At 67.0% G+C, this 13,030-nt stretch carries 10 protein-coding genes; 6 read left to right on the top strand and 4 right to left on the bottom strand.

Annotation, left to right across the window (positions count from 1 at the left end):
* Positions 1-160: 160 nt before the first annotated feature.
* The gene (locus ACIGKL_RS14995; RefSeq protein WP_003241180.1) at positions 161-679 is read right to left on the bottom strand and encodes an Hcp family type VI secretion system effector; all 519 of its coding nucleotides are present in this window, start codon (positions 677-679) and stop codon (positions 161-163) included.
* Between the two features lie 283 nt (positions 680-962).
* A complete protein-coding gene (gene zwf, locus ACIGKL_RS15000; RefSeq protein ID WP_397487409.1) occupies positions 963-2,450 on the bottom strand; it encodes a glucose-6-phosphate dehydrogenase in 1,488 nt (495 codons plus the stop codon).
* 103 nt (positions 2,451-2,553) lie between these two features.
* Between zwf and hexR the strand changes: the two genes are divergently transcribed.
* From hexR to ACIGKL_RS15020, 4 genes are all read left to right on the top strand, one after another.
* Positions 2,554-3,420 carry a transcriptional regulator HexR gene (hexR, locus tag ACIGKL_RS15005; protein WP_021445989.1) on the top strand — a complete coding sequence of 289 codons (867 nt, stop codon included), beginning with the start codon at positions 2,554-2,556 and terminating at the stop codon, positions 3,418-3,420.
* A 98-nt stretch (positions 3,421-3,518) separates the two neighbouring features.
* Positions 3,519-3,725: a PA3496 family putative envelope integrity protein gene (locus ACIGKL_RS15010; protein WP_122110019.1), complete on the top strand. Its 207-nt coding sequence runs from the start codon at positions 3,519-3,521 to the stop codon at positions 3,723-3,725.
* Between the two features lie 217 nt (positions 3,726-3,942).
* Complete coding sequence (locus ACIGKL_RS15015) at positions 3,943-4,401, top strand: (2Fe-2S)-binding protein (protein WP_397487410.1); 459 nt, start codon at positions 3,943-3,945, stop codon at positions 4,399-4,401.
* Between the two features lie 170 nt (positions 4,402-4,571).
* Positions 4,572-6,809 (top strand): molybdopterin cofactor-binding domain-containing protein, encoded by a 2,238-nt coding sequence (locus ACIGKL_RS15020; RefSeq protein ID WP_397487411.1) that lies wholly within the window; start codon positions 4,572-4,574, stop codon positions 6,807-6,809.
* Positions 6,810-7,309: 500 nt separating this feature from the next.
* Here ACIGKL_RS15020 and ACIGKL_RS15025 read toward each other — a convergent pair whose 3' ends face one another.
* Together ACIGKL_RS15025 and ACIGKL_RS15030 are read right to left on the bottom strand one after the other, a co-directional pair.
* The gene (locus ACIGKL_RS15025; protein ID WP_397487412.1) at positions 7,310-8,497 is read right to left on the bottom strand and encodes an XdhC family protein; all 1,188 of its coding nucleotides are present in this window, start codon (positions 8,495-8,497) and stop codon (positions 7,310-7,312) included.
* A gap of 82 nt (positions 8,498-8,579) precedes the next feature.
* Positions 8,580-9,554 (bottom strand): LysR family transcriptional regulator, encoded by a 975-nt coding sequence (locus ACIGKL_RS15030; protein WP_397487413.1) that lies wholly within the window; start codon positions 9,552-9,554, stop codon positions 8,580-8,582.
* 154 nt (positions 9,555-9,708) lie between these two features.
* On the opposite strand from ACIGKL_RS15030, the gene ACIGKL_RS15035 reads away from it, so the two are divergent.
* Positions 9,709-11,124: an acetyl-CoA carboxylase biotin carboxylase subunit gene (locus ACIGKL_RS15035; RefSeq protein ID WP_397487414.1), complete on the top strand. Its 1,416-nt coding sequence runs from the start codon at positions 9,709-9,711 to the stop codon at positions 11,122-11,124.
* Between the two features lie 16 nt (positions 11,125-11,140).
* Positions 11,141-12,955 (top strand): sodium-extruding oxaloacetate decarboxylase subunit alpha, encoded by a 1,815-nt coding sequence (gene oadA, locus ACIGKL_RS15040; protein ID WP_397487415.1) that lies wholly within the window; start codon positions 11,141-11,143, stop codon positions 12,953-12,955.
* Positions 12,956-13,030 lie beyond the last annotated feature (75 nt).

The following is a 13,030-nucleotide window of genomic DNA, read 5'->3' on the forward strand; positions in this document are numbered from 1 at the left end:
GGCCTGTTCGATGTTTGGCCCCTGACGCGTGGAGCTCCATGGTGGACAAGGCTTCGCCATGTCGCACCCTACGGGGCTCATGCGTGCAGAGGCCAAGGCCGAAACGCAGCGGCCAGGACGATGCCTGGCCGCTGCGGTGACGCGCGAACTCAGCCTGCGATTAGGCGGAGATCGGGGTACGCCAGTCGTCGGAGCCGGAAGTGCCGGAGACTTCGTGGGTCCAGACGATCTTGCGGTAGGTGAAGTAGACGTCTTCCAGGTGGGTGAAGTGCGCCATGTTCGGGTCCTGGCAGTTCGGCATGCGCGACTGCACGTCGACGATCACGGCGTCTTCCAGTTCGATGGTGAAGTAGTGCTCCTGGGTACCGGTGGAGGAGGTGCGGTACCACTCCAGACGGCACTTGTTCAGACGCTCGCCGGAGGTCAGGGCGTTGAAGATCAGCGGCGAGGACTTGTCGAAGACCTTGGTGATCATCAGCGGCTTGTGCACACGCTGGCCGGTCGGTTGGCCGGACTGCGGGTCGCGCGGGATGATGACCTGGTGGTTGTAGGCTTGCACCAGAATCTGGTCTTCATGACCTTCCTGGAAAATATTGCCGACCGAGTCCTCGGTGAAGGTGCCAGCGGTGATCAGACCTTGTTTGGTGCCTTCGAGGGACAGATACGCGGGTGTTGGCATGAGTGCTCTCCTTGCCTGGGTCATGGATCGTGATCGATCCGGGAGCCAGGCTTATAGCGAGCGGCGTGCCAGGTAATTTAATTTCAATAAAATCAATTACTTGATATGACCGAATTGCAATTTTCGGTCATCGTGAGCGCTGCGTCACGTCTACTTGCGCAACAAGTTGCGCAGTGCTGTGCAGCTTGTTGCGCAGCCTGCTGCAGGGCCCGTGGTCGCTGGGCTGGGGCCGGCCCGGCGGAGGGTTATCCACAGCGGTCTGCGCAAGAAGCTGCCAGCTCGCTCACTCGGCCCAGTGCCGGCCATGGCGCTCCAGCAGGTGCTGCAGCTGTTCCGGGCCGTCGCTGCCGGCCGGGTAGGGGCGCGGGCTCTGGTAGTGCTGATGCCAGCCCTGCAGGATGGGGTCGACCCACTGCCAGGCGGCCTCGACCTCGTCGCGGCGCATGAACAGCGTCGAGTCGCCTTCGATCACGTCCAGCAGCAGGCGCTCGTAGGCGTCCCAGCGGCGCTGCTTGCTGAAGGCGTCGGCCAGGTTGAGGTCGAGCTCCACGGGTTTCAGATGCATGCCCTTGCCGGGGTTCTTGGCCATCAGCTGCAGGCTGATGCGCTCCTCGGGCTGCAGGCGGATCAGCAGCCGGTTGGCCTCGCCTTCGTGGAACAGGCGGTGCGGCACCGGCTTGAACTGGATGAGGATTTCCGAGGTTTTCTTCGCCAGGCGCTTGCCGGTGCGCAGGTAGAAGGGCACCCCGGCCCAGCGCCAGTTGTCGATTTCCACCTGCACGGCGACGAAGGTTTCGGTGTCGCTGTCGTTGTCGACGTTCTTCTCGAAGTAGTAGGCCGGCACGTCATGCCCGCCGATCTTGCCGGCGGTGTACTGGCCGCGCACGGTCTTGTCCTGCACGTCGAGGCCGCTGATCGGCTTGAGCGCCTCGAGAATCTTCACCTTCTCGTTGCGCACCGCCTCGGCGTCGAAGCGCACCGGCGCCTCCATGGCCACCAGGCAGAGCAGCTGCAGCAGGTGGTTCTGGATCATGTCGCGCATGGCGCCGGCATGGTCGTAGTAGCCGCCGCGGTTTTCCACGCCGAGGGTTTCGCACACGCTGATCTGCACGTGGTCGATATGCCCGGCGCGCCACACCGGCTCGAACAGGGCGTTGGCGAAGCGCAGCGCCATCAGGTTCTGCACGGTTTCCTTGCCCAGGTAGTGATCGATGCGGAACACCCGCGCCTCGTCGAACACCGCGCCGATCGCGGCGTTGATCGCCCGTGCCGAGTCCAGCGAGTGGCCGATGGGCTTCTCCAGCACGATGCGCGCCTTGGGGCCGGCCAGGCCGGCGTTGGCCAGGTGCGCGGCGATGTCCTCGAACAGGTCCGGCGCGGTGGCCAGGTAGTAGACCCGCACGCGCTCGTCGTCGCGCCCCAGGCGTTTGGCCAGGCGGCCGAAGTCGGCGCTCTGCGCGGCGTCCATGGCGAAGTAGTCGAGGCGCGCGGCGAAGCTGGCCCAGGTGCCGGCATCGAAGTCGGCGCGTGCCACCTGGGCCCGGCAGCGGCGCTCGGCCAGGGCCTGATAGGCCTCGCGGCTGTGGCTGCTGCGGGCCAGGGCGAGGATGCGCATGCCGGCGTGCAGACGCCCTTCGCGGTGCAGGTGATAGAGCGCGGGCAGCAGCTTGTGCAGGGCCAGATCGCCGGTGCCGCCGAAAACCAGCATGTCGCAGGGGATGCTCAAGAGAGGACTCCGACTCGGTTTAACCTGTGCGCGGCTGCGAGCCATGTAGTATAACTACAAGGTCACTACAACCGCCGGCCACCGATCATAACCGAGCCATGGCCGGTCGAGCGCCGCGCTTGACCCTTTTCTTCATAGAGCCGAATCCGTGAATCTGTTGCAACACATCGCCCAGTCGCGCCACCTGCTGCGCAAGTCCGAGCTCAAGGTGGCCGACCACGTCCTGCTCGATCCCGCTTCGGTGATGCACAGCTCCATGGCCGAGCTGGCCCATAGCGTCGGCATCAGCGAGCCGACCATCGTGCGTTTCTGCCGCGCCATCGGCTGCAGCGGCTTCCAGGACCTCAAGCTGAAGCTGGCGCAGAGCCTGGCCGCCGGCGCCAGCTTCGGTCAGTTCGCCATCCACGAGGACGACTCGGTCGCCGACTTCAGCCTGAAGATCTTCGACACCACCCTGCACACCCTGATGGAGGTGCGCGAGAAGCTCGACCCCGAGGCGCTGCAACGGGCCATCGCCGCCTGCGCCCAGGCGCAGCGCGTGGAGTTTTACGGTTTCGGCGCCTCCGGCGCGGTGGCCGCCGATGCCCAGCACAAGTTCTTCCGCCTGCTGCTGACCGCCGCCGCCTACTCCGACCCGCATATGCAGGCGATGAGCGCGGTGACCCTGAAGCCGAGCGACGTGGCCATCTGCATCTCCCAGTCGGGACGTTCCAAGGACCTGTTGATCACCGCCAACTTGGTGCGCGAGTCCGGCGCCACGCTGATCACCCTGTGCCCGAGCCAGACCCCGCTGGCCGACCTGGCCACGGTCAACCTGGCCATCGATGTGCAGGAAGACACCGAGATCTACACCCCGCTGACCTCGCGCATCGCCCACCTGGTGGTGATCGACGTGCTGGCCATGGGCGTGGCCATGGCGCGCGGGCCGAGCCTGGTCAACCACCTCAAGAGCGTCAAGCGCAGCCTGCGCAGCCTGCGCCTGTCGCCGAAGTCGCTGCGCAACGTCGAGGACTGAGCGCAGCCGGTTTCACCGGCCGTTCATGCGGGCGCCGTCAAAGCGTCATCTGCCCGGAGGATGCTGAGGGCTCCAGTCCTCGTTCCGGGAGAACCGAGATGTCTCGTATCTTCGATGACGCGCCACTGCAGGCCAAGCCTGACGCCAAGACCCGCCGCAAACTCCAGGACCAGCGCCGCATGGCCTATCGCCGGGCCATCGAGGCCTACGCCGAGCAGTGCCAGCTGCAGCGCGAACTGGCCGACTATCCCGACCTGATCCCCGCCGGCTATCTGCTGGCCGGCGCCCAGCGCAACGCCGCCTGAACCCCGCCGGCGCCGGCGCTCGCCGGGCCGGCCCGCCAGGGTTGCCCGATCCTGCGGACTTATTGCCCGGTTCTGCCGATCTGCGCGCGGGCCGACGACAGCGCCCGCGCGCCCCTCTAGAGTGATGCTCTGCCCCGCTGCGCATGCCGCGGGCGACCGTGACGCGCCGGCCCTCGCCGCTGGCTATCCAAGACCGGCCTGAAAAAGGTGGCAAACCATGATTACCCTGAACCTCAATGGCCAAGACCATGAGCTCGACGTGGCCGACGACATGCCGCTGCTGTGGGCCTTGCGCGACGTCGCCAATCTCACCGGCACCAAGTACGGCTGCGGCATGGCGCTGTGCGGCGCCTGCACGGTGAACGTGGAGGGGCAACCGACCCGCTCCTGCGTGACCCCGGTGTCGGCGCTGGCCGGCAAGCGCATCCGCACCATCGAGGCGGTCGGCGAAGACGCCGTGGGCAAGGTGGTGCAGGACGCCTGGCGCCGGCTCGACGTGGTGCAGTGCGGCTACTGCCAGTCCGGGCAGATCCTGGCCGCCACGGCGCTGCTCAGCGGCAACAAGGCGCCGAGCGACGCCGATATCGACGCGGCCATGAGCGGCAATATCTGCCGCTGCGCCACCTATGTGCGGATTCGCGCCGCCATTCACGAAGCTGCCAGTCAACTGGCCTGAAACCTGTCCAAGGTCTGCTGCGCGTCGGGCCTGCTGCGTTAAAAATCGGTTCGGAATGCTCATTTACAGCTCGTAAACTCGAATGCGAGCCCAGTCCGTTCTTCACCGATTTTTGCCTTGCATGCCTCTAGCTCGCGAGACCTTGAACAGGTTCCGAGGAGAACTGAATCATGGGCAAGATAGAAACCCCCGATAGCGCCGCCCGCGGCATCCTCAATCTCAGCCGGCGCAGCCTGCTCAAGGGCGCCGGCGGCCTGGCCCTGGGCATCTTCTTCGCGCCGCTGCTGCGCGGTATGGAGGCGCTGGCGGCAGGTAGCCCGCTGGAGCCGAACGCCTTCGTGCGCATCGATCTCGATGGCAGCGTGACCGTACTGGCCAAACACCTGGAGATGGGCCAGGGCAGCTACACCGGCCTGGCCACCCTGCTCGCCGAGGAGCTGGACGCCGATTGGGACCAGGTGCGCGTCGAGGGCGCGCCGGCCGACGCCAAGCGCTACAACAACCTCGCCTTCGGGGCGATGCAGGGCACCGGCGGCAGCACCGCCATGGCCAACTCCTGGGAGCAGATGCGCACCGCCGGCGCTGTCGCCAAGGCCATGCTGGTCGCCGCCGCGGCGCAGCGCTGGGGCGTGCCGGCCAGCGAGATCGGCGTCAGCCAGGGCGTAGTCAGCCATGCCGGCTCCGGGCGCAGCGCCGGTTTCGGCGAGCTGGTCGAGGCTGCCGCGCAGCTGCCGGTGCCCGCGCAGGTGCAGCTCAAGGATGCCAAGGACTTCAAGCTGATCGGCAAGCGCGAGCTGCGGCGCAAGGACAGCCTGGACAAGACCGACGGCAGCGCGATCTTCACCCAGGACTTCAAGCTGCCCGGCATGCTGGTGGCCATGGTCGCCTACCCGCCGCGTTTCGGCGGCGTGCCGCGGACCGTGGACAGCAGCAAGGCCAAGGCCGTGCGCGACGTGGTCGCGGTGGTGGAGTTTCGCGACCTGCCCCACGGCCGCGCCGGCGTGGCGGTGTTGGCGAAGAATACCTGGGCCGCGCGCCAGGGCCGCGACGCCCTGCTGATCGACTGGGACGAGAGCCAGGCCTTCACCCTCGGCAGCGCGGAAATCCTCGCCCAGTACCGCGAAGCCGCCGGCCAGCCGGGGCTGCCGGCCACACGCAAGGGTGATGCCGACGCCGCGCTGACCGCGGCGGCGAAAACCCTCGAGGCCGAGTACGAGTTCCCCTACCTGGCGCATGCGGCGATGGAACCGATGAACTGCCTGGTGAAACTGTCTGCCGAGCGCTGCGAGATCTGGAACGGCGAGCAGTTCCAGACCGTCGACCAGGCCATCATCGGCGGTTACCTGGGCCTGGCGCCGGAGCAGGTGTCGCTGACCCAGCTGTATGCCGGCGGCAGCTTCGGCCGCCGCGCCAGTTCGGTGTCGGACTATCTGCTGGAGGCGGTGGCGATCGCCAAGGCGGCGCGCGCCCAGGGCGTCGAGGCGCCGGTGAAGATGGTCTGGACCCGCGAGGACGATACCCGCGCCGGCTACTACCGACCGCTGTACCTGCACCGCGTGCGCATCGGCCTGGATCAGGCCGGCAAGCTGCAGGCCTGGCACAACCGCATCGTCGGTCAGTCGATCATTGCCGGCACCTCGATGGAGTCGTTCCTGGTCAAGGAGGGGATCGACCACACTTCGGTGGAAGGGCTGTCCAACCTGGCCTATAGCGTGCCCAACCTGCAGGTGGAGCTGAGCACGCCGAGCAATATCAAGGTGCCGGTGCTGTGGTGGCGCTCGGTGGGCCATACCCACACCGGTTACGTCGCCGAAACCATGATCGACGAGGCCGCCGTGGCCGCCGGCCAGGACCCCTACGCCTTCCGTCATGCGCTGCTGGACAGCCAGCCGCGGCATCGTGGCGTGCTGGAACTGGCCGCCAAACAGGCCGGCTGGGACCAGCCGCTGGCTGCTGGTGCCGAGGGCGAGAAGCGCGGGCGCGGTATCGCCGTGCACGAGTCGTTTGGCTCCTTCGTCGCCCAGGTCGTCGAGGTGACGGTCAAGGCCGACGGCAGCTACAAGCTCGATCGCGTGGTCTGCGCGGTGGATTGCGGCATCGCCATCAACCCGGACGTGATCCGCGCGCAGATGGAGGGTGGCATCGGCTTCGGCCTGGCGGCGGCGTTGCATGGTGCGATCACCCTGAAGGAGGGGCGCGTGGAGCAGTCGAACTTCCATGAATTCCAGGTGCTGCGGATGAACCAGATGCCCAGGGTGGAGGTGCATATCCTGCCGTCGGCGGAGAACCCCAGCGGCGTCGGCGAGCCGGGCGTGCCGCCGCTGGCGCCGGCGCTGGCCAACGCGCTGTTCGCCGCCACCGGCGTGCGCCTGCGCCAGCTGCCGTTGCCGGCGCGGATCGAGGCCTGACGCAGAGCGCTGCAAACACAACGCCCGGGCAATTGCCCGGGCGTTTTTTTGTTTGTGAAACACCTGGAATCGAAGAACGCGCTGGGTCCGTGGGAGGCGCTTTCGGCTCTGGCATCCTGCTTCGCTCTACCTCCTGCATCCATGCAGTCGTAGCGGCGAGCTTTTGCCGCCGGTCGCGGCTAAAGCCCCTCCCACAGAGCTGAGCCAGGCGGTAGATCGGTGCAGTTCGGGGCCTGGGATCGCGCTTGTGTAGGAGCCGCTTTAGCGGCGAGCTTCTGGAGGCGGTTCGCGGCTGAAGCCGCTCCTACGGAGCTGCGCCAGGCGGTAGCCCGGAGGCAATCCGGGGCTGCGGGATCCCGGATTGCCTCCGGGCTACGCGGCCGTGGGAGGCGCTTTCGGCTCTGGCATCCTGCTTCGCTCTACCTCCTGCATCCATGCAGTCGTAGCGGCGAGCTTCTGCAGCCGGTCGCGGCTAAAGCCCCTCCCGCAGAGTGGTTGGGTCAGGACGCCGTCAGCCTGGCCGCCGTCTCGATCTCGCTGCAATCCTGCGGCGTCGGCGCATGGATCGCCGTCTGGCGATGCTTGAGCATGCCGCCATCGCGCCGGTGCAGCGCCGCGGTCATCTCGGCGAGGATGGCCGTGGCCACGCTCTCCGGGGTGTCGCCGCCGATATCCAGGCCGATGGGGTAGTGCAGACGGTCCAGTGCCGGCAGGTGCGGGGTGTGCTGGCGAATTTCTTCCAGCAGGCGTTCGGTGCGCTCGCGTGGGCCCAGTTGGCCTATATAGGCGGGATGGCCGCGCAGCACACTGCCCAGCCAGTGGCGGTCCTGGCTGTAGCTGTGGCTCATCACCGCCACCAGCGCGCCGTCGGTCAGAGGGTGCAGGGTATAGGGCGCGGCGCTATCGACCTGCAGCACCGCATCGGCCTCGGCAAAGCGCTCGGCGCGGGCGAAATGGGCGCGGCCGTCGATCACCGTGACGTGCCAATCCAGCAGCTTGGCCATATGCACCAGCGGCTGGGCATCGTGGCCGGCGCCGAAGATCACCAGGCGCCGTTGCGGCGCCAGGTATTCGCAGAACACCTCGATCTCCCCGCGTGCATCGCGGTAAGTACGCAGCGAAGAGCGGCCTTGAACCAGGGTCTCGGCCAGATCGGCGCGCACCCGGGCGTCCAGCGCCGGATCGAGCAGGCGCGCGCTGTCGGTGTGAGCCGGATGCAGCAACAGGCGCTCGCCGACCCGAACGCGGGCGTTGCGGTAGCTGGCGATCACCGTAGCGGCGGCGCCGGCCTGGCCGCTTTCGCGCACCCGGCGCAGCAGCTCGAACAGCGCCAGCGGCTTTTCCGCGCTATGGCGCTCGAGCAGCACGTGCACGCTGCCGTTGCAGCCGAGGCCGAAGGTCAGCGCGGCGTCCTGGTCGTCGTCATCGTCCTGGGTGGCGGTGCTGTAGCGGCGGATCACCGGCTCGCCGCCATCGGTCAGCCACCAGGCCTTCTTCGCCACCTCGGATTCCAGGCAGCCGCCGCTGATGGTGCCCACCGTGCCGCCGTAGAGCGGAATCAGCATGCGCGCACCGGGGCGGCGATAGGCCGAGCCCTCGACCTTGACCACCGTGGCGAGCACGGCCTGGCCGCCGTCGCGCTCGACGGCGGCGATGGCGCCGAGCAGGGCGCTGGTTCCCGACAGCATAGGTTCTCTCCCAGGCAGGTTTGGCGGGGCGCAGCGACGCGCCGCCCAGGCTGCCAATGTCGCGCAGGCCAGTTACGCAGGGTTAGGCCGATCCTGCCGAATCATTGCCCGATCCTGCCGCACCGAGCTGAAAGCGTTCGGCCAACTGGCCGATGGCGGCGCGCTCGCTGCGGATAAAGTCGAGAAAGGCCTGGGCCACCGGCGACAGGCGTCGGCCGCGGTTGTTCACCGCACACCAGCTGCGGTAGAGCGGCAGTTCGGCCACTGGCAGCTCGCGCAGCAGGCCGTGGCGCAGCTCCAGGTGCACCGCGTGGCGCGGCAGCAGGGCCAGGCCGAGGCCGGCGATCACCGCCTCGCGCTGGGCGTCCAGCGAGCCGATCTCCAGGGTCTGGGCAAAGTGCGCGCGCTTCTGGTGGCAGTATTCCTCGCAGGCGCGGCGGGTGCCCGAGCCGTTTTCGCGGATCAGCAGCGGATAGGCGGTGAGGTCCTGCAGTTGCAGGTCGTCTCGTGCGCAGAGCGGATGATCCGGCGGCGCCACTGCGACGATGGGGTTGTTGAGAAAGGGCAGGAAGTCCAGCGCCATGTCCTGCGGCACCTGGCTCATGATCAGCAAGTCGTCGCGGCTCAGGCTCAGGCGGCGTACCGCCAGGGCATGGTTGACCACCGTCAGGTTCAGGCTGACTTCGGGATACTGGCGGCGAAAAGCAGCGAACAGGTGGGGAATGAAGTACTTGGCGCTGGATTCCACGCACAGGTTGAGCTGCCCCTGCAGCGAGCCCTGCAGGTCCGACAGCTGCATGTCCAGGCTCTCCAGGCGGCCGAAGATGTCGCTGCCGGCGCGCTTGAGCGCCTCGGCCGCCTCGGTCAGGTAGAGCTTCTTGCCGACGTATTCGAACAGCGGCTGGCCGACCAGCTCCTCCAGCTGGCGAATCTGCAGGCTGACCGCCGGCTGGGTCAGTGCCATCTCGTCGGCGGCGCGGCTGTACGAGCCGTGGTCGCACACGGCACGGAACACCTGGAGTTGGCGCAGGGTCATGCGCAGCAGGGTTTTACGCACGCTTTGCTCCTCGCTGGATCAATGCATAAGTAATTGCTTATGTCTGATCAAATAATTATTGATTTTGGTTAATTCGTACAGCCGGCTAGGGTAACTGGGCGTTCGCCGTATCGGCCGCCGCGACCCTGACAGCTCTGCGCTGAGGATTCCAACCGTGATCAAGAAAATCCTGATCGCCAACCGTGGTGAGATTGCCGTCCGCATCGTGCGCGCCTGCGCCGAGATGGGCATTCGCTCGGTGGCCATCTATTCCGAGGCCGATCGCCACGCGCTGCACGTCAAGCGCGCGGACGAGGCGCACAGCGTCGGCGACGACCCGCTGGCCGGCTACCTGAACCCGCGCAAGCTGGTCAACCTAGCGGTGGAGACCGGCTGCGACGCGCTCCATCCGGGCTACGGTTTCCTCTCCGAGAACGCCGAGCTGGCGGAGATCTGCGCCGAGCGCGGGATCAAGTTTATCGGGCCTTCGGCGGAAGTGATCCGCCGCATGGGCGACAAGACCGAGGCGCGGCGCAGCATGATCAAGGCCGGCGTGCCGGTCACCCCGGGTACCGAAGGCAACGTCGCCGACCTCGCCGAAGCGCTGCGCGAAGGCGAGCGCATCGGCTACCCGGTGATGCTCAAGGCCACCAGCGGCGGCGGCGGCCGCGGCATTCGCCGCTGCAACTCGCGCGAGGAGCTGGAGCAGGCCTACCCGCGGGTGATCTCCGAGGCCACCAAGGCCTTCGGCAGCGCCGAAGTCTTCCTGGAAAAGTGCATCGTCAATCCCAAGCATATCGAGGCGCAGATCCTCGCCGACAGCCTCGGCAACACCGTGCACCTGTACGAGCGCGACTGCTCGATCCAGCGCCGCAACCAGAAGCTGATCGAGATCGCCCCCAGCCCGCAGCTAACCCCCGAGCAGCGCGCCTATATCGGCGACCTGGCGGTGCGCGCGGCGCAGGCGGTGGGCTACGAGAACGCCGGCACCGTGGAGTTCCTGCTCGCCGAGGGCGAGGTGTACTTCATGGAGATGAACACCCGGGTGCAGGTGGAGCACACCATCACCGAGGAAATCACCGGCATCGACATCGTCCGCGAACAGATTCGCATCGCCAGCGGCCTGCCGCTGTCGGTCAAGCAGGACGACATCATCCACCGCGGCTTTGCCCTGCAGTTTCGCATCAACGCCGAGGACCCGAAGAACAACTTCCTGCCCAGCTTCGGCAAGATCACCCGCTACTACGCCCCCGGCGGCCCCGGCGTGCGCACCGACACGGCGATCTACACCGGCTACACCATTCCGCCTTACTACGACTCGATGTGCCTGAAGCTGGTGGTCTGGGCGCTGACCTGGGAAGAGGCGATGGACCGCGGCCTGCGCGCGCTGGACGACATGCGCGTGCAGGGCGTGCGCACCACCGCGCCCTATTACCAGGAAATCCTGCGCAACCCGGAGTTCCGCAGCGCCGAGTTCAACACCAGCTTCGTCGAGAGCCATCCGGAGCTGACCCAGTATTCGATCAAGCGCAACCCGTCGCACCTGGCCATCGCCATCGCCACCGCCATCGCGGCCCACGCCGGCCTGTAGGGGAAGGATTCAGATCATGAGCAAGACCAAGAAAATCACCGTCACCGACACCATCCTGCGCGACGCCCACCAGTCGATCATCGCCACGCGCATGCGCACCGAAGACATGCTGCCGATCTGCGCCAAGCTCGACCAGGTCGGCTACTGGTCGCTGGAAGTCTGGGGCGGCGCCACCTTCGACGCCTGCGTGCGCTTTCTCAAGGAAGACCCCTGGGAGCGCCTGCGCCAGCTCAAGACCGCGCTGCCCAACACCCGCCTGCAGATGCTCCTGCGCGGGCAGAACCTGCTCGGCTACCGCCACTACAGCGACGATGTGGTACGCGCCTTCGTCGCCAAGGCCGCGGTCAACGGCATCGACGTGTTCCGCATCTTCGACGCGATGAACGACGTGCGTAACCTGCGCGTGGCCATCGAGGCGGTGAAGGCCGCCGGCAAGCACGCCCAGGGCACCATCGCCTACACCACCAGCCCGGTGCACACCGTGGCCGCCTTCGTCGAACAGGCCAAGGCCATGCAGGCCATGGGCATCGACTCCATCGCCATCAAGGACATGGCCGGCCTGCTCACCCCCTACGCCACCGCCGAGCTGGTCAAGGCGCTCAAGGCCGAGGTCGATCTGCCGGTGTTCGTGCACAGCCACGACACCGCCGGCATGGGCTCGATGTGCCAGCTCAAGGCCATCGAGGCCGGCGCCGACCATATCGACACCGCCATCTCCAGCTTCGCCTGGGGCACCAGCCATCCGGGTACCGAGTCGATGGTCGCCGCGCTGCGCGGCAGCGAGTTCGACACTGGCCTGGACCTGGAGCTGATCCAGGAGATCGGCATGTACTTCCATGCCGTGCGCAAGAAGTACCACCAGTTCGAGAGCGAATTCACCGCCGTCGATACCCGCGTGCAGGTCAACCAGGTGCCGGGCGGCATGATGTCCAACCTGGCCAACCAGCTCAAGGAACAGGGCGCGCTCAATCGCATCAACGAAGTGTTCGCCGAGATTCCGCGGGTGCGCGCCGACCTCGGCTACCCGCCGCTGGTGACGCCGACCTCGCAGATCGTCGGCACCCAGGCGGTGTTCAACGTGCTCGCCGGCGAGCGCTACAAGACCATCACCAACGAGGTCAAGCTGTACCTGCAGGGCCGCTACGGCAAGGCGCCGGGCAAGGTCGACGAGGCCCTGCGCAAGCAGGCCATCGGCAGCGAGGAAGTCATCGACGTGCGCCCGGCCGACCTGCTCAAGCCGGAGATGGCCAAGCTGCGCGAAGAGATCGGCACGCTGGCCAAGAGCGAAGAAGACGTACTGACCTTCGCCATGTTCCCCGATATCGGCCGCAAGTTCCTTGAGGAGCGTGCCGCCGGCACCCTCAAGCCCGAGGCCCTGCTGCCGCTGCCGCAGGCCGGCGGCGCGGCGCCGGTGGGCGGCGAGGGCGTGCCCACCGAGTTCGTGGTCGACGTGCACGGCGAGAGCTACCGCGTCGACATCACCGGCGTCGGCGTCAAGGGCGACGGCAAGCGCCACTTCTACCTGTCCATCGACGGCATGCCGGAAGAGGTGGTGTTCGAGCCGCTCAACGACTTCGTTGCCGGCAGCGGCGGCAAGCGCAAGCAGGCCAGCGCGCCGGGCGACGTGTCCACCACCATGCCGGGCAATATCGTCGACGTGCTGGTCAAGGTCGGCGACGCGGTCAAGGCCGGCCAGGCGGTGCTGATCACCGAGGCGATGAAGATGGAGACCGAGGTGCAGGCGCCGATCGCCGGCACGGTCAAGGCGGTGCACGTGGCCAAGGGCGACCGGGTCAACCCGGGCGACGTGCTGGTGGAAATCGAAGGTTAACCTCTATGGAGCCCGGCCTGTTGAATGGGCAAGTTTGATGGGATCGCCCGGGCTCCTTTTTTATTTCGGCGCGAC

The sequence above is a fragment of the Pseudomonas sp. NPDC077186 genome (genome assembly GCF_044543505.1).
In the GTDB taxonomy this organism is placed as follows: Bacteria; Pseudomonadota; Gammaproteobacteria; order Pseudomonadales; family Pseudomonadaceae; genus Aquipseudomonas.